The organism is Curtobacterium sp. MCPF17_018, assembly GCF_003234135.1.
In the GTDB taxonomy this organism is placed as follows: Bacteria; Actinomycetota; Actinomycetes; order Actinomycetales; family Microbacteriaceae; genus Curtobacterium; species Curtobacterium flaccumfaciens.
In genome coordinates this window covers 196,210-212,684 of sequence record NZ_QKSJ01000001.1, presented here as the reverse complement: position 1 = coordinate 212,684, position 16,475 = coordinate 196,210, and the positions used below count along the sequence as shown (strand labels likewise).

Sequence of the window (16,475 nt, the reverse complement as noted above, 5' to 3'; positions counted from 1 at the left end):
TCCTCGTCGGGAGCGACTGTGCGCTGCGGAACACCCGCGGCACACAGTCGCTTTCGCGTTGCTGGGCGGACTACGCGACCGCGGGGGTCGCGGTGACCTCCATCTGCACCCGGTAGCGGTCCGAGCGGTACCAGCTCCGGGTGTGCTCCACGGGGCGCTCCCCCGCGTACGACACCCGGTCGAACTCGAGCACCGGCGCTCCGGTCTTCGTCCCGAGCAACGTCGCGACGTCGTCGGCCGCCGGGTTCGCGGCGACGGTCTGCTGCGCGCGGTCGATGGGGGTGCCGTACTCCGTGGCGATGATCGAGTACACCGACCCGGACAGGTCATGGTCGAGCAGGCCCGGGAACGCGTCGGCCACGAGCCAGGCGTCGTCGATCGAGACCGGGGCGCCGTCGGCCATCCGCAGGCGCTTCACGTGGAAGGCCGGCACGTCCGGATCGATCCGCAGGGCCGCGGCGGTGTCGGCCGGCGGCACGCGTTCCTCGCGCACGAGCACCACGGTCGTCGGCTCGTGCCCCATCGCCCGCATCTCCTCGGTGAACGAGGCGAGGTGCAGCGTCGACTGCACCGGCCGGTGCGCGACGAAGGTGCCCTTGCCGCGGACGCGCTCGAGGTACCCCTCGTTGACGAGCTGCCCGAGCGCTTCACGCACGGTGATCCGGGAGACGCCGTACTCGGCGATGAGCTGGCGTTCGGACGGGATCGCGGCGCCGGGAGCCAGCCGTGTGGTGACGAGGTCGAGCAGGATGCGCCGCAACTGCTGGTGCTTCGGTTCGGCACCCTCGGTGATGCGGCTCGTCATGCGTCCCTCGTGCTCCGTTGCTGGTCCTGGGCGGTGGTCATGCGCGGACATGACCAGTTCCCATCACAGTAGCGAGTCAGGCCGGGAAGACCAACGTCGGTCGTCGCGGTCGCCATGGCGCATGCATTTCACATTCTTGACATCAGTGGTGCGCCGCTGCCACGATCGGTCGAGCCTCGGGCGGTCTCGAGCGACCGCCCGCTCCCGCTCGCCGCAAGGGGGACCATGAACATCCGATCGGTGACGCTCGCCTACTTCGTGCCGCCCCTCCTGGCCTCCGTTCTGGGCTTCATCGGCCTGGCGCAGGTCAGCGAAGCCGGCATCGTGGGCGCCTCGTCCGTGGTGACCGCTGCCGCCGGCGCTGAGACCAGATCGAACCAGCGGGTCGCGATCGCACTCGAGCAGGTCGCCGAGGCCGAGCACGCGACGATCGCCCGGGTGGTGGCGGACCGTGAAGCTCCGACGACGCGCCGCGTGGCGCTCGTCACCGACGCTCCCTCGAGCCGCGGAGCCGGCTGGCTCCTCGACGGGTACGAGGACTTCACGAGATCGATGGTCACCACCGTCCGTCCGATGTCGGAACTCGACCAGTTCGACCCGACCGGCTCGTACTCGGTCTTCGGGGACGACGATGCGCGGCGAGCCGTCGTGAGCGCACTGGCAGACGCCGGGTACGAGGTCAGCGAGGAGCGCGTGCCGCTCCTGCAACGCATCGGCGTCACCGACGGCTTGGATCAGACCCTGGCCCTGGTCGGAGCACTGGTCTCGGGATGCGTGGCGCTCTGCCTGATGACGACCGTCGGGGCCCCTCGCCGCAGCGCAGTCCGCCGACTGCACGGAGACTCCACAGCCGCCATCGTGATCCAGGAGCTGGCTGAGCTCCGGACCGCCATGCTCGTCACCGTCATCGGGGTACCCGTCGCAGCCACCGGGCTCTGGTTCTACAACGGGCTCACTTCGGCGGCGACCCTCGCCGCCGCGATCTCCGTGTTCTGCGTGGGGCTGCTCGCACCGGTCGTCGTCGCGCACACGATCGGCACGGTGGTCGCGTGTCGACAGCCGTTGGCCGCCGCACTGCGGGGCGCTCGACCAGCGGGCGCGCTCCTGCTCGTCGCACAGATCGCACGGGTGCCCGCGCTCCTGTTGCTCGTCGCGGCCGTCTTCGAACTGACCGGGGCAGTGACCACCGCACGACAGGGAACGGCAGAACGGGATCTTCGGGCGGCCGGTGACACCGTCCAGCTGTGGGTCACCCCGGATCCCCGCCCGGTCGAGGAGCAGGCCTACTGGGACCGCATCGGCGATTTCGCCGGTGGGGCGCTCGCGCGGCGTGATGCGTTCCTCGCCGCCGCGGTCGAGGTGTCGAGCGGCCGAGGGAAGTCGACGGTTCCTGCGCTCGTCGTCGACCAGGGCTACCTCGATCTGCAGGACGTCCGTTCCGCGGACGGGGCCCGCATCACCACCGACGGCGCGGAAATCGCCGTGTGGATGCCTGCCGACAGTGAGCTCTCCCGCGATCGGCTCGTCGAGGGTCTGACCGACTGGCAGTTGCGGGATGCACCCGACGCCCTCCTCGAGCACGTCACCGGTGGCACGCTGGCCCGCCAGCAGGTCTACTCGTACCCGGACGACGCGTCGTCGCGCGCGTGGCTCGACGACGCCGTGATCGTGGTCGTCCCCACGCCGGTCGACGTCTTCTCGGCCGATGAACTCGGATCGTGGTTGTCGACCGGAGACGTCGTCTTCACGTCCCGTGCTGCCGCCGAGCGGTCGATCGGCGCGTCGGGCATCCGCACCGAGTTCAGCGCGGTCGTCGCGGTGGGTCAGTCTGCGGCGGAACAGGCACGGCACGCAGCGACGACCGTGGCGGTCGGGACGGGCACCCTGGTCAGCACCCTCGCAGTCAGCGTCATGCTCGGGATGGTCGCCACGCTCGCGCACCGACGCCGTCACGGCCGTGCGCTGTTCGCGAAGTTCACCAGTGGCGTCTCGCCCGTCCGCACCGATGCTGGCCTGCTGACGATCGAAGCCGGTCTGGTCTCGATCTCCGCCATCGCCGTCGTCAACACCTGGTGGTCGCAACGCCCGGACGGGAGCGGGCTCAGATCGGCGCTCGACCCGGTGGCGCAGTCAGCCGGAGTCGCCGGGGCGATCGCACTCGTGGCGCTCGCGGCGGTGAGCGCCACGAGCCTCGTCGTCATGGCCGTCACGGCGCGGAGCACTGCACGCAACCGAGGGAGCGGACCACGATGATCGAGGTACGGAACGCATCGAAGCGTCGCGGAGGCCGCGCGCTGTGGCACGACCTGTCGTTCGTGGTGGCGGGGGGAGAGATCGTCGGCTTGGTCGGGCCGAGCGGCTGCGGGAAGTCGACGCTGCTCGACTGCATCGGGCACATCGATGCGCTCGACCTCGGCACGATCCGGATCAACGGAGAGTCAGCGGGTTCGAACGGGCGACGGGCTCGACTGATCCGGCGGCGCCACCTCGGGTACCTGTTCCAGGACTTCGGATTGGTGCCGGACATGACGGTCCAGTCGAACCTCGACGTGGTTCGCCTGCCAGACGGACGGCGGAGACACCGAGGCCTCCGGACGGGCGAGGCCCTGGACCGTGTCGGTCTGGCCGGACGCGGAACCGACCGGGTCCACGAACTCAGCGGCGGCGAGCAGCAACGGGTCGCGATGGCGCGACTCCTGGTGAAGCGTCCGTCGGTCATCCTCGCCGATGAACCGACGAGTGCCCTCGACGAGGACAACGCGGCGATGGTGCTCGACCTGCTGGGCGAGCTGGCGGCTGACGGAGCGGCCGTCCTGATCGCGACACATTCGTCGTCGGTCGAAGCGCGCGCCGCACGGAGCATCAGGCTCAGCGGACCCGCTGGCTGACGGGTCAGGCGTTGGCGACGAGCCAGGCGAACTGCTCGTCGGAGAGCAGCCGATCGGTCCAGACCTGCCCCTCGACCCCGGCGGCCGCTCGGTTCTGCGGGGCGGGAGCCCCCTGCCACACCAGCGACAGCCCGGCACGACGCAGCACGGCTGCAGATGCGGGGTTGTTCGTGAGCACGCGGCCGGTCACCGGGACGTCAGGAGCGGTGTCGGCGGCGGCACGGACGGCAGCGAGGGCGATCTCGGACGCGAAGCCCTGCCCCCATGCCGCGGGCGCCAGTCGGTACCCGAGGTTCCAGACCCCACCGGCGGTCATGTCGACGCCACCGACACCGACGAAGGCGTGGTCGGAAGCGCTGCGGACCGCCCAGGACCCGAGGCCGTGGCGTGCACGACCGCCGATCTTGCGCTGCACCATGTCCACACTCGAGCTCCGTGCCACGTGCCGGCCGGTGGGCAGGTGCTGCCACGTGCGGGCGTCCGAGAAGAGCGCGTGCACGTCGTCGATGTCGGCCGGGGTCAGCGGGGTGAGCAGGAGGCGATCCGTTCGGATCTCCTGCGAGGGGGTCAGGAGCTGGTGGACCATGCACCGATCATGCCGCCGACCCCCGACATCCGTGTGAACACCACGCGACGTTTGCGGAAGCCCGCAGATGGTGAGCAGAAATGGTCGAGTGGCTCGAAGCAACCCGACCATTTCTGCTCACGAAGCGGAACGACCTGCGCTAGTCGAGCAGGAGCGCGGGCTCCTCGAGCACTGAGGCGACGTCGTGCACGAAGCGGGACGCCACGTCACCGTCGACGACCCGGTGGTCGAACGACGCACCGATGGTCGTCACCATGCGCGAGCGGACCTCGCCGTCGACGACCCACGGCTTCGGCTTGATCGTGCCCATGGCGACGATCGCGACCTCGCCCGGGTTGAGGATCGGGGTCCCGGTGTCCATGCCGAACACACCGATGTTCGTGATCGACACCGTGCCGTTCGCCATCTGCTTCGGCGTGGTCTTGCCGTCGCGGGCGGTCAGCGTGAGCTCCTCGAGCGCCTGTGCCAGCTCGAGCAGCGACATGTCCTGCGCGTCCTTGATGTTCGGCACGATGAGCCCGCGCGGGGTCGCCGCGGCGATGCCGAGGTTCACGAAGTGGTGGACGATGATCTCGCGGTCGGTCCAGGTCGAGTTCACCGAACGGTTCCGGCGGACGGCCCAGATGACGGCCTTCGCGACGATGAGCAGCGGCGAGACCTTGACGCCGGCGAACGTCGGCGAGGCCTTGAGCCGCTTGACGAACTCCATCGTGTGGGTCGCGTCGACGTCGACGAACAGCGACACGTGGGGTGCCGTGAACGCGGACGTCGTCATCGCGGTGGCGATGGCCTTGCGGACGCCCTTGACCGGGATCGTCTCGCTGCGGACCTCGCCCCACTCGGGCGTCTCGATGTTCCGGAAGACGCTGGCCTGCTTCGCGTGCCGGATGACGTCGTCGCGGGTGACCTCGCCGGCCAGACCGGTCGCGACGATCTCGGTCAGTTCGACGCCGAGGTCCTTCGCGAGCTTCCGGATCGGTGGCTTCGCCAGCACGTTGGTCGCGGTGCTCTGCTTGTGCGCGGAGCCCGTGCCGAGGGCGCTGATCGCCTCGGCAGTGCTCTCCTCGCCCGGGTCGACGGAGGCTTCGGCAGCCGCGGCGGTGTCCACACTGGAGGCGCGGCTCGCCTCGGCCGCGAGCGCTGCGGCCCGGCGGGCGCCCGGCTTGCGACGGGAGGGCGACGAGGTCGCCGAGCCGTAGCCGACGAGGACGGCACCGGAGGACTCGTCCGTGCCCTGGACGGAGGCGTCGACCGCGACCGGCTGGACCGGCGCCGCCGGCGCGGCGGCAGCAGCCGGAGCAGGCGCAACCGGTGCGGGGGCAGCGGCACGTGCCGGCACCGCCGCGGGAGCGGGAGGGGTCTGCGCGACCGGGGCCGACGGTGCTGCGGGTGCCGGCGGGGTGGACGCAACCACGGGCGAGACCGGGGCGGTCTCGGCGACGGGCACCGCGCCTCCCGACTGTTCCGCAGGGGGCGTGAGGGCCGCTCCGGACGCGACCGAGGCGTCCGAGTCGACGCGGATGATCGGCTTGCCGACCTCGACCGTGTCACCCTCGGACACGAGCAGGCCGGTGACGGTGCCGGCGAACGGCGACGGCAGCTCGACGAGCGACTTCGCGGTCTCGATCTCGACGAGCACCTGGTCGACGGCGATCTCGTCGCCGATCGCGACGCGCCACTGCACGATCTCGGCCTCGGTGAGACCTTCACCCACGTCGGGCAGGGGGAATTCGGCGGCGGCCACTACGGCTCCTTCGTGGATCTGGTCGAGCTCGGTCGGACGGGTCCTCGGTCGGACGGGTCAGTAGGCGAGGGCGCGGTCGACGGCCTCGAGGATGCGGTCGGCATCCGGCAGGTGCAGGTGCTCGAGCTTCGAGACCGGGAACGGCACGTCGAAGCCGGACACCCGCAGCGGCGGCGCCTGCATCGTGTAGAACGCCTTCTCGGCGACGGTCGCGGCGATCTCGCTGCCGACGCTGACGAAGCCGGAGGCCTCTTGTGCGATGACCAGGCGACCGGTCTTGCGGACGGAGGCGAGCAGCGGCTCCCAGTCGATCGGCGAGATCGAGCGGAGGTCGATGACCTCGCAGCTGGTGCCCTCGGCCTCGGCGATGTCCGCCGCCTGCATCAGGGTGGCGACCATGGCACCGTGCCCGACCAGCGTGACCTCGGTGCCGGTGCGGGCGACGCGGGTGGTGTGCATCGGGACGTGGCCGTCGACGAGGTCCACCTGGCCCTTGGGCCAGTAGCGGGACTTCGGCTCGAGGAAGATCACCGGGTCCTTCGACGCGATGGCTTCCTGGATCATCCAGTACGCGTCGTTCGGCGTGCTCGGGCTGACGACCCGCAGGCCCGGGGTGTGCGCGAAGTACGTCTCCGGGGACTCCTGGTGGTGCTCCACGGCGCCGATGTGGCCGCCGTACGGGATGCGGATGACGACGGGCAGCGACATGTGTGCCGGCAGGCGGTTCGCCATCTTCGCGAGCTGCGAGGTGATCTGGTCGAAGCCGGGCCACACGAAGCCGTCGAACTGGATCTCGACGACCGGGCGGTAGCCGCGCAGGGCGAGGCCGATCGCGGTGCCGATGATGCCGGCCTCGGCGAGCGGGGTGTCCCGCACGCGCTCGGCGCCGAAGCGGTCCTGCAGGCCCTCGGTGATGCGGAAGACGCCGCCCAGCTGGCCGATGTCCTCGCCCATCAGCAGGACCTTGTCGTCCGCTTCCATGGCCGCGGCGAGCCCGGCGTTCAGGGCCTTGGCCATCGGCAGGGTCGGGGTGGGGTCGCTCGGGACCTCGCCGGCGCCCGGGTGGGAGCGCAGCGTGTAGTCGAAGAGCTGCTCGGTGGTGCTCATGCGTGGGCGCCCCCTTCGAAGCCGGCCTCGTACTGGGCGAGCCAGGCCTTCTGCTCGGTGATCCGCGGGTGCGGTTCGCGGTACACGTTGTCGAACATGACGTCGACGGACGGTGCGGTCAGGGCGACGGTGCGGCGTCGGACGTCGGCGGCGATGTCCTCGCCCTCTTCGTCGAACGCGGCGAACTGCTCGTCCGTCGCACCCTTCGAGCGCAGGTACGCCTCGGACCGGACGATCGGGTCGCGGAGGACCCATTCCTCGAGCTCGCCGTCGGCGCGGTACCGGCTCGGGTCGTCGGAGCTGGTGTGCGCACCGATGCGGTAGGTGTCGGCCTCGATGAAGGCCGGGCCCTGTCCGCTGCGGGCGTGCTCGGTCGCGACGACCGACGCCGTGTAGGACGCGAGGATGTCGTTGCCGTCGATCAGGACACTCGGGATCCCGAAGCCGCGCGGGCGGTCGACGAGCGGCGTCGGGGACTGCACCGACACCGGCACCGAGATGGCCCAGTGGTTGTTCTGCAGGAAGAAGACGACCGGGGCCTTGGTCGATGCGGAGAACACGAAGGCCTCGTTCACGTCGCCCTGGCTGGTGGCGCCGTCGCCGAAGTAGACGATCGAGCAGGCGTCACGGTCCGGGTCGCCCGTGCCGACGTCGCCGTCGAGCTTCTGGCCGAGCGCGTACCCGGTGGCGTGCAGGGTCTGCGAGCCGATCACCAGGGTGGAGATGTGCGTGTTGCCGCGCTGGTCCGGGTCCCACCCGCCGTGGGTCTGCCCGCGGTACATCGCGATGATCTCCATCGGCTCGACGCCGCGGTGCATGGTGACGGCGTGCTCGCGGTAGGACGGGAACACGTGGTCCTGGGCGCGGAGGGCGAAGGCCGAGCCGGTCTGCGCGGCCTCTTGCCCGTGGCTGGGCACCCACAGGCCGAGCTGGCCGGTGCGCTGGAGGTTGTGGCCGGCGTGGTCGAACCGACGGGTCAGCACCATGCGGCGGTGCATCGCCAGCAGGGTCTCGTCGGGGATCGCCCGCGCGGCGGCGGCGAACTCGGCGTTCTCGTCGGTCTCCACGAACCGACCCTCGGGGTCGAGGAGCCGGACGGTGGTCGTCGCGGGAGCCGCGGCGCGGAATGACATGCGGGCCAGCGTAGCGCCAGGCACTAGTCGGCCACCTGGAGGTCCCCCACAAGTGAGCGGGCTGTTTGGAGGAGCGTTTCCACAGCTTCGTGCTCGCCGATCGAGATGCGGATGCCCTCTGGCGGGAAGGCCCGGACGATGATGCCGGCGTCCTCGAACGCGGCCGCCGCGGTGGCCGTCCGCTCGCCGGTCGGCAGCCAGAGGAAGTTGCCCTGGGCGTCGGGGACGTCCCAGCCCTGTGCCCGGAGCTCGACGACGATCCGGTCGCGCAGGGTCGCGATCTCGGTCACACGTTCGAGCAGCTCGGCCTCGCGTTCCAGGCTGGCGAGCGCCGCCGCCTGGCCCTGGGCGGTCACGGACAGTGGGATGGCGCAGGCCCGGACGGCGTCGAGCACGTAGTCCGGACCGAGCGCGTAGCCCACCCGGAGCCCGGCGAGCCCGTACGCCTTCGAGAAGGTGCGGAGGACCACGAGGTTGGGGTGCGCGGCGAGCAACGGGTGGCCGTGCACGGCGGCGTCGTCGGTCACGAACTCGGCGTATGCCTCGTCGAGCACGACCAGCACCGACTGCGGCACCGCGGCCATGAACGCGTCGAACTCCGCGACGGTCACGATCGGCCCCGTCGGGTTGTTCGGCGAGCAGACGAGCACCATTCGGGTGCGCTCGGTGACGGCCGCGGCCATCGCGTCGAGGTCGTGCCCGCCGTCGGGTCGGTTCGGCACCTGCACGCTGGTGGCACCGGCGACCGTGACGACCCCGGGGTACGCCTCGAACGAGCGCCACGCGTAGACGATCTCGTCGCCGGGGCCGGAGGTCGCGCGGGCGAGCTCGTGCAGGATCGCGACACTGCCCGGGGCGACGTGCACCTGCTCGGCGGTCAGCCCGAAGCGGTTGGCCAGCACGGCGCGCAGGGCGAGGGCGGTGGCGTCGGGGTAGCGGTTGTACGAGGTCTGGGCCTGCACGGCCTCGACGACCCCGGGGAGCGGCGGGAACGGGTTCTCGTTGCTCGACAGCTTGAAGGCGGAGTCGGACGCCTGTCGCCCCTGCTTGTACGCGGGGAGGACGGCCACCTCGGGCCGGATGTGCACACGCTGCTCGCTCACGGGTTCAGGCTACCGGCAGGCCCACGGCACCCACGAGGGGAAGCGAGGGCATCATGGGCGCATGCGATTCCTCGTCCGCCTCGTCGTCAACGCCCTCGCGCTCTGGCTCACCACGCTCATCGTCAGCGGCGTCTCCGTCACGCCGTTCGGTGACGGCGGTACCACGGCGACCGTCCTCACCTTCCTGCTCGTGGCGTTCGTCTTCGGTCTCGTGAACGCGGTGATCGGCACGGTCATCCGGATCGTGGCGTTCCCGATCTACATCCTCACGCTCGGGCTCATCTCGTTCGTCGTGAACGCGATCCTGCTGCTCATCGTCGCGGGCATCTCGGAGGCGTTCGGCTTCGGGCTCGAGGTCGACTCCTTCGGCTGGGGCATCGTCGGCGCCTTCGTGCTCGCGGTCTTCGCGTGGCTCATCGGGCTCTTCGCCCGCCCGGTGCTCAACCGCCAGCGGGCGTGACCCCGGCGGACCTCGCGGAGGACCCCGCCCTGCGTCATGATGTGGTCATGACCCAGGACGTCGACGCCCCGTTCCGCGTCTCGTTCGTCTGCAGCGGCAACATCTGCCGCTCCCCCATGGCCGGTGTCGTGTTCGCGCAGATCGCCGCGGACGCCGGTCTGGCCGACCGGTTCCAGGTGGAGTCGGCCGGCACCGGTGACTGGCACGTCGGTGAACCCGCCGACGAGCGCACGATCGCAGCGCTGGCGGCGCGCGGATACGATGGCAGCAGGCATCGCGCCCGTCAGTTCGACCCGGACCGGTTCCCGGACCTCGACCTGGTGGTCGCACTCGACCGCTCCCACGAGCGCATCCTGCGTTCGTGGGCCCCGACCATGGACGACTCCGCCAAGGTGACGCTCCTGTTGCGGTACGACGCCGCCTGGCCCCAGCAGGCCGACGTGCCGGACCCGTACTACGCGGACCGGCACGAGTTCGACCGAGTGCTCTCGACCGTCGAACGGGCCTGCCGGGCGCTCTTCCACCAGCTCGAGCCGGCAGTCCGTCAGGGAGCCCCATGACCCCCCTTCCCCCGCAGCCGATCAGCCCGCTCGACGGGCGCTACTACCCGATCGTGCACACGGTGGGCGAGCACCTCTCCGAGGCCGGCCTCAACCGCGCGCGCATCGTGGTCGAGGTCGAGTGGCTCATCTTCCTGACCGACCACGCGATGTTCACCACCTCGCCGCTCAGCGTCGACGACAAGGCCGCGCTGCGCCGGATCGCCTCGACCTTCGGCCAGGACCAGATCGCGGAGCTCGCCGAGATCGAGGCGACGACCCGTCACGACGTCAAGGCCGTCGAGTACTTCGTGCGCCGACGGCTGTCCGAGCTCGGGCTCGACGCGATCGCCGAGCTCACCCACTTCGCCGCCACGAGCGAGGACGTCAACAACCTGTCCTACGCACTCACCGTGCGGGACACCGTCGACCAGGTCTGGCTGCCCGGCTTCCGCGCCGTGCTCGAGAAGCTCCGGACGCTCGCCGTCGAGCTGAAGAGCGTGCCGATGCTCTCGCACACCCACGGTCAGCCGGCCACCCCGACGACGCTCGGCAAGGAGCTCGCGGTCGTCGTCTACCGGCTCGAGCGCGTGCTCGCCCAGATCGAGGGCGGCGAGTACCTCGGCAAGTTCTCCGGCGCGACCGGCACCTTCTCGGCACACCTCGCCGCGGACCCCGAGGCCGACTGGCCCGCGCTGTCCCGCGAGTTCGTCGAGGGCCTCGGCCTGACGTGGAACCCGCTCACCACGCAGATCGAGTCGCACGACTGGCAGGCCGAGCTGTACGACCGGGTGCGTCACGCCAACCGGATCCTGCACAACCTGGCGACCGACGTGTGGACCTACATCTCGATGGGGTACTTCACGCAGATCCCCGTCGCCGGTGCCACCGGGTCGTCGACGATGCCGCACAAGATCAACCCGATCAAGTTCGAGAACGCCGAGGCGAACCTCGAGATCTCGTCGGCGCTCTTCTCGACGCTGTCCGAGACCCTCGTGACGAGCCGCCTGCAGCGCGACCTGACCGACTCCACCACGCAGCGGAACATCGGCGTCGCGTTCGGGCACTCGTTGCTCGCGCTCGACAACCTGCGCCGCGGTCTGGGCGAGATCGCCGTGAACGAGGCCAAGCTCGCCGACGACCTCGACCACAACTGGGAGGTCCTCGCCGAGGCCATCCAGACGGTCATCCGCGCGGAGGTCACCGCCGGGCAGTCGAACATCGAGGACCCCTACGCGATGCTCAAGGAGCTCACGCGGGGCAAGCGGGTGAGCCAGCAGGACCTCATCGTGTTCGTGAACCGTCTGGACATCTCCGACGGCGCGAAGGCACGGCTGACGAACCTGACGCCGGCGACCTACACGGGTCTGGCGGACGAGCTGGTCGACCACCTCGACGTCTGAGCGCGGAGCGCGCGCTCCGGGTCCGGCAGCAGCGCCCAGGCGGCCGGGAGGCTCGGTGCGGCCCCGCCGCCGACCGCACCCCCGTCAGGTGGTGACGTACAGGGCCTCGGCGACCAGCGCCTCCAGGACGCTGCGCACCACGGGCCGGACCGCACGGTCGGGCCGGACCAGCGCCTCGATCCGGCGCCCTGCGCGCACGTCGGCCAGCTCGGCCAGGTGGAAGCGCCCGGTGGCCCGCGTGCCCGACGTGTACCGCGGGACGAGTGCGATGCCGTGACCTGCCGCCACCAGGTTCTCGATGACCGGCAGGTGGATCGTGCGGAACGCGACGCTCGGCGGGGTGTCCGTCGCCGCGGCCATCGCGTGCAGCACACGGTCGATCGGGTAGCCCTCGGGCACGCCGATCCAGCGTTCCCCGACGACCTCGTCGATGCCCACGCGTGCGCGGCCGACCAGGGCGTGCCCGGGCGGCAGGGCCACGTCGAGCGGTTCGCGGAGGAGCGGCACGGTGTCGACCGATCCCTGGTCGGCCGGGCGCACGCCGTCCGACCGGTGTCCGACGACCACGTCGTGGTCGGCGGCGAGCGGTGCGAACTCCCCCTCGCTGACGTCCACGTCGACCAGGGTCAGCGCGATGCCGGGGTGCGCCTGCATCCGCGTGAGCACGCCGGGCAGCAGCAGTTCGGCGGCGGACGGGAAGATCGCCAGCGACACCGGTCCGGTCGTGCCACCGAGGTGTTCCTGCCAGGCGGCGTCCACCCGCGCGATGGCGGTCGCGACCCCGGACGCCAGGCCGGCGAGGACCTGGCCGTGCGGGGTCAGCCGGACGCCACGCCCGACGCGTTCGACCAGCGGGACCCCGACCTGCCGCTGCAGCGTCTGCAGCTGCTGGGAGACGGCGCTCGGTGTGCGGTGGGTGGCCTCGGCGACGGCCGTGACACTGCCACGCTCGGCGAGCTCGCGGAGCACCGCCAGCAGCTGCACGTCGAAGTCGACCATGCAGGGACCCTACATCGTGCTTCGTGAAGGTTTCGATGGACCTACAACGTGTGGGCCGGGACGATGAGGAGCATGACCGCTCGTGACCGTCTCCTCGCCGTCGTCGTGGCCGTGGTCTGGGGACTGAACTTCCCTGCGACGGCACTCGCGCTCGAGCACTTCCCGCCATTCCTGCTCGCAGCGCTGCGGTTCACGATCCTGGCGGTCCCGACGCTGCTGTTCGTGCCGCGGCCGCGGATCCCGTTCGGGCGACTGCTGCTCGTCGGTCTGGGCCTCGGCGTGCTGCAGTTCTCGTTCCTGTACCTGAGCATGGCGTCCGGCATGCCGTCGGGGCTGGCCTCGCTCGTGCTGCAGGCCTCCGCGCCCTTCACCGTGGTGCTGGCCGGGGTGTTCCTGCGCGAGCGGCTGACCGGCCGGCAGGTCGTCGGGGTGACCGTCGCCGTCGCCGCCCTGGCCGCGATCGCCCTGCACCGCTCCCAGACCGCCGCGCTGCTGCCCGTCGTGCTCGCGCTGTGCGGTGCCCTCGGGTGGGCGATCGGCAACGTCGCGACCCGGCGGGCGGGGGCCGCGAACCCGCTGCACCTGACCCTCTGGTGGGCGGTCGTGCCGCCCGTGCCGATGGCCGTGCTGTCGCTCGTGGTCGAGGGACCGGACCGCATCGGTACCGCCCTCGGCACCGCGTTCACGCCGGCGGCGCTGCCCGCCGACCTGGGCCTGCTCTACATCGTGGTCGTCGCGACCCTGGTGGGCTACGGCATCTGGTCACGGCTGCTGGCGACCTACCCCTCGAGCACGGTCGCGCCGTTCTCGATGCTCGTGCCGGTGGTCGGGGTGCTCGCGTCGTGGGCGGCCTTCGGCGAGGTGCCCGACCTGGTCGAGGTGCTCGCCGGCGCGGTCGTCGTGGCCGCCGTGCTGTGGTCGTCGCGTCCGGCGCGGGACCGCGGCCCGGGCCCAGACCCGGCGCCGGACCCGGCCCCGGTCGACGGCGTCCCGGTACCGGCGCTCAGCCCCGGTGCTGGCGGCGCTCCGCGATGATCCCGGCGAGCGCCCCACGCAGGTGCGGGTACCGGAACTCGAAGCCTGCCTCGGTCAACCGGGTCGGCACCACCCACCGGCTCTTCAGCACGAGTTCGGTCTCGGTGCGGATCGCGAACGAACCGAGTTCGAGCATCCACCGCCAGGTCGGCACCCCGAACCGGCGTCCGACGGCGTCGCGGATGGTCGCCATCACGGTGCGGTTGTCGGACGGGTTCGGGCTCGAGAGGTTGACCGGCCCCTCGATCTCCGGGTGGTCGCGGAGGAACCGGATCGACCCGAGGACGTCGGCGATGTGCACCCAGCTGAACCGCTGCCGACCGTGCGTGGGCCGGTGGTGGTGGTACGTGCCGGCGCGGAGCCGGGAGCGCGTCGGCACCCACGGCCCGTCGTACTGCGGCCCGCCGAGGCCGGCCTGCGCGAGCCGGAGGAGCGGCAGCAGGGCGCTGCCGTCGCCGAACACGATCGCCATCCGGAGTGCCACACGACGGGTACCGGGCAGGTCGGCGCCGAAGAAGGCGTCCTCCCACGCGCGGGCCACGGAGACCGAGAACCCCTCGCCGATCTCGCCGGTGGCTTCGTCCTGCGGGCGGTCGTCGGCGTGCCGGTAGATCGTCGCGGTCGAGGCGTTCATCCACAGCGGCGTCGGGTGCTCCGACGTCCGGATGGCCTCGGCGAGCTCGAGCGTGGTGTCCACCCGTGAGCGCATGATCTCCGCACGGTTGCGTCGGCCGTAGCGGCAGTTGACGCTCTTGCCCGCCATGTTCACGACCATGGCTGCACCGTCGACGAGTTCCCGGATGCGCAGGGTGTTGCCCCACACCGCGTCGCCGGTCCGGCCGATGGTGACGACCCGGTAGCCCTCTTCCGCGAAGGCGTCCCGCAGGTACCGCCCCACGAAGCCGCTCGCTCCCGCGATCACGACCTTCTGCTGCTCGACCATCAACGTCCCCCTTCAGGACCGGCATCGGGCACGACGGCGTACCGGAACGCCCCCTCGTACCGGTACAGCGTGCCGAGCACCGGCGCGGTGAGCACCAGGGACACGCGCTGCAGGTCGGCTTCGTCATCGAATCGTTCTGTGAGCGTCACGCGCGGGCTCAGGGCGGCCGGGAGGCGCAGATCGCGTCCCAGCGCACGGAACGTCACGCGCGTGGAGACCAGGCGCAGGGCGCCCGCGTCCGGGCCGTCCGCGTCGACCTGCGCCCGGAGTCGGGCGCTGACGCGCCCACGGCGACCGAGGTGGTCGACCAGGCCGTCGTGTTCGGCGGTGATGGCGTCCACCATCGTGCGGGATCCGGAGCGGAAGTGGAAGGTGCGGTGCGCGCGGACGGCGGGGCGGGCCTCCAGGCCGGTGCCGGATCCGCGACGGACGCGAGCCGGCAGGTTCTCGACCGTGAAGGGGACGTCCCGCTCCCAGACCGGGAACAGCACGGCGTCGCGTGCGAACACGGCGAGCAGGGGCCACAGCCATCGGCGCGGGGTGCCGACGACGCTGAACACGCCCTCGCCGGAGCCGACGTGCCCGGGCGGGACGGCACCGAAGTACGTCCGAAGTCGGGGGTGCAGCCGGGCCAGCACCTCGGGTGGTGTGGACAGCTCGTAGGGCGACCGGCTCACGCTGACGATCCTGGCATGTCGTCAGTGCGGATCCCTACGATGTCGCACATGGGACACGACCACGGGCACGGCGTCGGGCACGCCTCGGAGCGCGCCCTGCTCGTCGCGTTCTGCATCTCGGCGGGCATCCTGCTCGCCGAGGTCGTGGGCGCCGTGGTCACGGGTTCGCTCGCGCTGCTCGTCGACGCCGGGCACATGGTCGTCGACACCGGCGGACTCGGCATCGGACTCGTCGCGACGCGGCTCGCCCGCCGGTCGCCGACCGCCCAGCGCACCTGGGGCTTCCAGCGGGCCGAGGTCCTCGGCGCCACGGCGCAGGCCGCGATCCTGCTCGCCGTCGGCGTCTACGTGATCATCTCAGCGGTCCAGCGACTCGTCGTGCCGGAGGAGATCCACTCCGGGCCGCTGCTCGTCTTCGGCATCGTCGGACTCGTCGGCAACCTGGTGGCCTACGCGGTGCTGCTCCGGGCCTCGGGCGAGGGGTTCACCTCGCGCGCCGCCCGGCTCGAGGTCCTCAACGACACCCTCGGGTCGGTCGCCGTCATCATCGCCGCGATCGTGCTCATGCTGACGGGGTGGGAGCGGGCGGACTCCGTCGCCGCGATCCTGATCGGCCTGCTCATCCTGCCGCGGGCGATCCGGCTGCTGCGCGAGACCGCGAACGTGCTGCTCGAGTCGACGCCGCCGGGGCTCGACCTCGACGACGTGCGTGGCCACATCCTCGAGCTCGACCACGTCATCGCGGTGCACGACCTGCACGCGACGCTCGTGGCGACCGGCGTGCCGAACCTGACCGCGCACGTCGTCGTCGACGACCACTGCTTCTCGACGGCGCACGCCCCGGCGATCCTCGACGAACTGCAGCGGTGCGTGGCGGAGCACTTCGACGTGCCGGTGGAGCACTCGACGTTCCAGTTGGAGCCGTCGTCACACCGGCGGCACGAGTACGAGGTGCACGCGTAGGTCGGCGCTCGGCCGTCAAGCCCCGGTTTCGCGACGATCCACCAGGTGATCGACGCGTGGTCTGTCGCAGAACGGGTGGACAGCGCCGGG

At 71.3% G+C, this 16,475-nt stretch carries 16 protein-coding genes; 7 read left to right on the top strand and 9 right to left on the bottom strand.

Features of this window, described 5'->3' with window-relative positions; translation table 11 throughout:
* Nucleotides 1–70 precede the first annotated feature (70 nt).
* Nucleotides 71–805: a GntR family transcriptional regulator gene (locus DEJ27_RS01025; RefSeq protein ID WP_017886466.1), complete on the bottom strand. Its 735-nt coding sequence runs from the start codon at nt 803–805 to the stop codon at nt 71–73.
* Nucleotides 806–1,030: 225 nt separating this feature from the next.
* On the opposite strand from DEJ27_RS01025, the gene DEJ27_RS01020 reads away from it, so the two are divergent.
* Together DEJ27_RS01020 and DEJ27_RS01015 are read left to right on the top strand one after the other, a co-directional pair.
* A complete protein-coding gene (locus tag DEJ27_RS01020) occupies nt 1,031–3,058 on the top strand; it encodes a hypothetical protein (RefSeq protein WP_110858669.1) in 2,028 nt (675 codons plus the stop codon).
* Nucleotides 3,055–3,693, top strand: coding sequence for an ABC transporter ATP-binding protein (locus DEJ27_RS01015; RefSeq protein ID WP_110858668.1), 639 nt, complete (start codon nt 3,055–3,057; stop codon nt 3,691–3,693). The genes DEJ27_RS01020 and DEJ27_RS01015 overlap by 4 nt, the downstream gene beginning before the upstream one ends.
* A 4-nt stretch (nt 3,694–3,697) precedes the next feature.
* On the opposite strand, the gene DEJ27_RS01010 is transcribed toward DEJ27_RS01015, so the two are convergent.
* From DEJ27_RS01010 to DEJ27_RS00990, 5 genes are all read right to left on the bottom strand, one after another.
* Entirely contained in the window at nt 3,698–4,279 is a 582-nt protein-coding gene (locus tag DEJ27_RS01010; protein WP_181419937.1) for a GNAT family N-acetyltransferase, read from the bottom strand.
* Between the two features lie 139 nt (nt 4,280–4,418).
* The gene (locus tag DEJ27_RS01005; protein WP_110858666.1) at nt 4,419–6,023 is read right to left on the bottom strand and encodes a dihydrolipoamide acetyltransferase family protein; all 1,605 of its coding nucleotides are present in this window, start codon (nt 6,021–6,023) and stop codon (nt 4,419–4,421) included.
* Nucleotides 6,024–6,080: 57 nt separating this feature from the next.
* Nucleotides 6,081–7,040, bottom strand: coding sequence for an alpha-ketoacid dehydrogenase subunit beta (locus DEJ27_RS01000; RefSeq protein ID WP_110858927.1), 960 nt, complete (start codon nt 7,038–7,040; stop codon nt 6,081–6,083).
* Nucleotides 7,041–7,126: 86 nt separating this feature from the next.
* The gene (locus tag DEJ27_RS00995; protein ID WP_071404900.1) at nt 7,127–8,263 is read right to left on the bottom strand and encodes a thiamine pyrophosphate-dependent dehydrogenase E1 component subunit alpha; all 1,137 of its coding nucleotides are present in this window, start codon (nt 8,261–8,263) and stop codon (nt 7,127–7,129) included.
* A 23-nt stretch (nt 8,264–8,286) separates the two neighbouring features.
* On the bottom strand, nt 8,287–9,366 hold the full coding sequence (locus DEJ27_RS00990; RefSeq protein ID WP_110858665.1) for a histidinol-phosphate transaminase: 1,080 nt from the start codon (nt 9,364–9,366) through the stop codon (nt 8,287–8,289).
* Nucleotides 9,367–9,427: 61 nt separating this feature from the next.
* Here DEJ27_RS00990 and DEJ27_RS00985 point away from each other — a divergent pair, with 61 nt between their 5' ends.
* The 3 genes from DEJ27_RS00985 to purB are packed head-to-tail and all read left to right on the top strand — an operon-like array spanning nt 9,428 to nt 11,768.
* Nucleotides 9,428–9,826 (top strand): phage holin family protein, encoded by a 399-nt coding sequence (locus DEJ27_RS00985; RefSeq protein WP_110858664.1) that lies wholly within the window; start codon nt 9,428–9,430, stop codon nt 9,824–9,826.
* Between the two features lie 47 nt (nt 9,827–9,873).
* Nucleotides 9,874–10,386, top strand: coding sequence for a low molecular weight protein-tyrosine-phosphatase (locus tag DEJ27_RS00980; RefSeq protein WP_017886476.1), 513 nt, complete (start codon nt 9,874–9,876; stop codon nt 10,384–10,386).
* Entirely contained in the window at nt 10,383–11,768 is a 1,386-nt protein-coding gene (purB, locus tag DEJ27_RS00975) for an adenylosuccinate lyase (protein WP_110858663.1), read from the top strand. Before DEJ27_RS00980 ends, purB begins: the two co-directional genes overlap by 4 nt.
* A gap of 84 nt (nt 11,769–11,852) precedes the next feature.
* Here purB and DEJ27_RS00970 read toward each other — a convergent pair whose 3' ends face one another.
* Nucleotides 11,853–12,767 carry a LysR family transcriptional regulator gene (locus DEJ27_RS00970; protein WP_110858662.1) on the bottom strand — a complete coding sequence of 305 codons (915 nt, stop codon included), beginning with the start codon at nt 12,765–12,767 and terminating at the stop codon, nt 11,853–11,855.
* A 72-nt stretch (nt 12,768–12,839) separates the two neighbouring features.
* Here DEJ27_RS00970 and DEJ27_RS00965 point away from each other — a divergent pair, with 72 nt between their 5' ends.
* Nucleotides 12,840–13,802, top strand: coding sequence for an EamA family transporter (locus tag DEJ27_RS00965; RefSeq protein ID WP_110858661.1), 963 nt, complete (start codon nt 12,840–12,842; stop codon nt 13,800–13,802).
* Here DEJ27_RS00965 and DEJ27_RS00960 read toward each other — a convergent pair.
* Nucleotides 13,771–14,745, bottom strand: coding sequence for an epimerase (locus DEJ27_RS00960; RefSeq protein ID WP_110858660.1), 975 nt, complete (start codon nt 14,743–14,745; stop codon nt 13,771–13,773). The genes DEJ27_RS00965 and DEJ27_RS00960 overlap by 32 nt on opposite strands.
* The gene (locus tag DEJ27_RS00955) at nt 14,745–15,422 is read right to left on the bottom strand and encodes a DUF4166 domain-containing protein (protein WP_110858659.1); all 678 of its coding nucleotides are present in this window, start codon (nt 15,420–15,422) and stop codon (nt 14,745–14,747) included. The genes DEJ27_RS00960 and DEJ27_RS00955 overlap by 1 nt, the downstream gene beginning before the upstream one ends.
* Nucleotides 15,423–15,470: 48 nt before the next feature.
* On the opposite strand from DEJ27_RS00955, the gene DEJ27_RS00950 reads away from it, so the two are divergent.
* Nucleotides 15,471–16,385, top strand: a complete 915-nt coding sequence (locus DEJ27_RS00950; RefSeq protein ID WP_110858658.1) for a cation diffusion facilitator family transporter — start codon at nt 15,471–15,473, stop codon at nt 16,383–16,385.
* The last annotated feature ends 90 nt before the right edge of the window (nt 16,386–16,475 follow it).

Coding starts and splice junctions, on each gene's coding strand:
- DEJ27_RS01010 (WP_181419937.1), bottom strand. CDS start 4,279: ATGGTCCACCAGCTCCTGACCCCCTCGCAGGAGATCCGAACGGATCGC.
- DEJ27_RS01000 (WP_110858927.1), bottom strand. CDS start 7,040: ATGGCCAAGGCCCTGAACGCCGGGCTCGCCGCGGCCATGGAAGCGGAC.
- DEJ27_RS00950 (WP_110858658.1), top strand. CDS start 15,471: ATGGGACACGACCACGGGCACGGCGTCGGGCACGCCTCGGAGCGCGCC.
- DEJ27_RS00980 (WP_017886476.1), top strand. CDS start 9,874: ATGACCCAGGACGTCGACGCCCCGTTCCGCGTCTCGTTCGTCTGCAGC.
- DEJ27_RS00995 (WP_071404900.1), bottom strand. CDS start 8,263: ATGTCATTCCGCGCCGCGGCTCCCGCGACGACCACCGTCCGGCTCCTC.
- DEJ27_RS01020 (WP_110858669.1), top strand. CDS start 1,031: ATGAACATCCGATCGGTGACGCTCGCCTACTTCGTGCCGCCCCTCCTG.
- DEJ27_RS00970 (WP_110858662.1), bottom strand. CDS start 12,767: ATGGTCGACTTCGACGTGCAGCTGCTGGCGGTGCTCCGCGAGCTCGCC.
- DEJ27_RS00965 (WP_110858661.1), top strand. CDS start 12,840: ATGACCGCTCGTGACCGTCTCCTCGCCGTCGTCGTGGCCGTGGTCTGG.
- purB (WP_110858663.1), top strand. CDS start 10,383: ATGACCCCCCTTCCCCCGCAGCCGATCAGCCCGCTCGACGGGCGCTAC.
- DEJ27_RS01025 (WP_017886466.1), bottom strand. CDS start 805: ATGACGAGCCGCATCACCGAGGGTGCCGAACCGAAGCACCAGCAGTTG.
- DEJ27_RS00960 (WP_110858660.1), bottom strand. CDS start 14,745: ATGGTCGAGCAGCAGAAGGTCGTGATCGCGGGAGCGAGCGGCTTCGTG.
- DEJ27_RS00985 (WP_110858664.1), top strand. CDS start 9,428: ATGCGATTCCTCGTCCGCCTCGTCGTCAACGCCCTCGCGCTCTGGCTC.
- DEJ27_RS01015 (WP_110858668.1), top strand. CDS start 3,055: ATGATCGAGGTACGGAACGCATCGAAGCGTCGCGGAGGCCGCGCGCTG.